Origin of the sequence: Aeromonas sp. ZOR0002, from assembly GCF_963866995.1 — a bacterium.
GTDB classification, from domain to species: domain Bacteria; phylum Pseudomonadota; class Gammaproteobacteria; order Enterobacterales; family Aeromonadaceae; genus Aeromonas; species Aeromonas caviae.
On sequence record NZ_CAWMFQ010000388.1, the window covers coordinates 8,777 to 11,409 of the forward strand.

The window sequence follows — 2,633 nt, forward strand, 5'->3', positions numbered from 1 at the left end:
ACAGCGAGCATTACTGGGGCAGCAACTATGATGTGGGTCTGGTCTTCGTCGCCGAGGCGACCCCCTGGCAGGGGATGGCACACAGCCTGGTGCTGGACTTGCCGCCGCTCGCGACCTTGTTCATCAAACAGGAGTCCTGATGTTTGAAATGGAAAACGGGGTAGATCACCCGCTTGGCGCCCGTCTGGACGAGACGGGCTGCCACTTCTGTGTCTGGGCTCCCCAATCGGACAAGGTGGAGCTCTGCCTGTTCGACGACGAGGAGCAGGAGCTGGCGCGTCTCCCCTTGCCCGGTCGGCGCGGCCAGTACTGGTTCGGCCACGTGCGCGGGGTCAAGGCCGGTCAGCGCTATGGCTACCGGGTGCATGGCTCTCCCCAGGAGGGGTTGCTGTTCGACCCGGACAAGCTGCTGATAGACCCCTACGCCCGGGCGCTCAGCCGTGCCACTCACTGGGACGATGCCCTCTACGAGGGGGACAGCGCGGCCATGGTGGGCAAGTCGGTGGTGGTGGACGATGCCTTCGACTGGCAGGGGGTCGGCAAGCCCGGCATCCCGCCGGAGCGGGTCGTGCTCTACGAGACCCACGTCAAGGGGTTCACCCGCCAGCACCCCGGCATCCCCAAGGCGCTGCAGGGCACCTATCTGGGCATCAGCCACCCGCTGATGATCGAGCATCTGCAGGGGCTGGGGGTGACCTCGGTCCAGCTGATGCCGGTGGCGGCCTTCATGTCCGAGCCCAGGCTCGAGCAGCTGGGGCTGACCAACTACTGGGGCTACAACCCCATCGCCTTCTTCGCGCCCGAACCGCGCTACGGGGCGAAGGATGCGGTGACCGAGTTCAAGACCATGGTGCGCGAGCTGCACCGGGCGGGGCTCGAGGTGATCCTGGACGTGGTCTACAACCACACCGCGGAGTCGGGCTTCGACGGCCCCATGCTCTCCCTCAAGGGGTTTGACAACGCGGGCTACTACGCCTTCGAGTCGGGGGCCCACGGTCCGGATTACCATCGCCACGCCAACGTCACCGGCTGCGGCAACAGCGTCAATCTGGATCACCCCAATACCCTGCGACTGGTGCTCGATGCCCTGCGCTACTGGGTCACCGAGATGCAGGTGGACGGTTTCCGCTTCGATCTGGCGGTCACCCTGGCGCGGGAAGCGGGGGAGTTCGATCCCATGAGCGCCTTCTTCAAGGCCATGATGGCGGATCCCGTGCTGGCGCGGGTCAGGCTCATCGCCGAACCCTGGGACATAGGCCCCTTCGGCTATCGTCTCGGTCAGTTTCCGAGCCAATGGCTGGAGATCAACGATCGTTACCGCGACACGGTGCGCGGGTTCTGGCGCGGGGATGCGGGCAAGATGGGGGATTTTGCCACCCGTCTGGTGGGCTCGCGGGATCTCTTCCCGAAGAACTGGCGCTCCCCCCACACCAGCGTCAACTACCTCTGCTATCACGACGGCTTCACCCTCGAGGATCTGGTCTCCTACAACCAGCGCCACAACCAGGCCAACGGCGAGGACAACCGGGACGGCCACGGCAACAATCTCTCCAGCAACCACGGTGTGGAGGGGCCGACCCTGGACCCGCGCATCAACAACCTGCGCCAGCAGCAGAAGCGCAACCTGATCGCCACCCTGCTGCTGTCACAGGGGACGCCCCACTTCCTGGCCGGGGACGAGATGGGCCGCAGCCAGCTCGGCAACAACAACGCCTACTGTCAGGACAACCAGATAAGCTGGGTGAACTGGCAACTGCGCCCGGAGGACGAGCGGCTGCTCGCCTTCACCCGCCAGATGATGGCGCTGCGGGCGGAGTCCGGGGTCTTCTCCAACCTGCAACTGAGCGACGACGGCTGGAACGGCAAGGCGACCAGCTGCCACCAGGTGAACTGGTATCACCCGGACGGCCATCAGCTCACCGATCAGGACTGGCACGCCCCCATGGGGCAGGCGTTTGCCATGGACATCGGCATGATCGGCTGCACCGGGGAGCGCTGGTACGTGCTGTTCAACGCCAGCGACTATGACATCCAGTTCCGCCTGCCGCCGCCGGGGGAGGGCATGGAGTGGATACAGACCATCGACACCGCCACCAACGACGGCCTGCCCTTCCTGCCGGACGACATCAAGCGGCAGGTGGCGGTGGGGCGTGCCCACTCCCTCAAGCTGCTGGAGCGGGTCGCCCTGCCGGCGGCGGTGCTGGCGAGTGAAGGGGTGGTGGCAGCGGATGTTGTCGCCGTGTTGCCAACGGGATCACAGTTCCCGCTGGCGGGGTAGAGCCAGGCGCCCTGACTGGGTATGCTGGGCACCGTTATCAGTGGTGAGGAGCCGGAATGAGCAGTAACAACCCTGAACAGTGGCGCGACAAGCTGAGTGCAGAGCAGTTCCACGTCTGCTGGGAGAAAGGGACCGAGCGTCCCTACAGCGGTGCCCTGCTGCACAACCGCAAGAGCGGCGATTACCACTGCGTCTGCTGCAAGCAGGTGCTGTTCCACTCAGGCGCCAAGTTCGACGCGGGCTGCGGCTGGCCCTCGTTCGACCGGGCCATCGAGGGGACGGTGACCTACACCGAGGACAACAGCCACGGCATGAAGCGGGTGGAGATCACCTGCAGCCAGTGCGGCTCCCACCT

The 2,633-nt window shown here is 65.5% G+C and carries 2 protein-coding genes; both read left to right on the plus strand.

Translation table 11 applies throughout. The features are described from left to right. Positions 1-139: 139 nt before the first annotated feature. Positions 140-2,278, plus strand: coding sequence for a glycogen debranching protein GlgX (gene glgX / locus AACR77_RS21570; protein ID WP_042883061.1), 2,139 nt, complete (start codon positions 140-142; stop codon positions 2,276-2,278). A gap of 56 nt (positions 2,279-2,334) precedes the next feature. Beyond that, positions 2,335-2,633: peptide-methionine (R)-S-oxide reductase (gene msrB, locus AACR77_RS21575; RefSeq protein ID WP_042883063.1), on the plus strand; the 299-nt coding region annotated here is incomplete at its 3' end.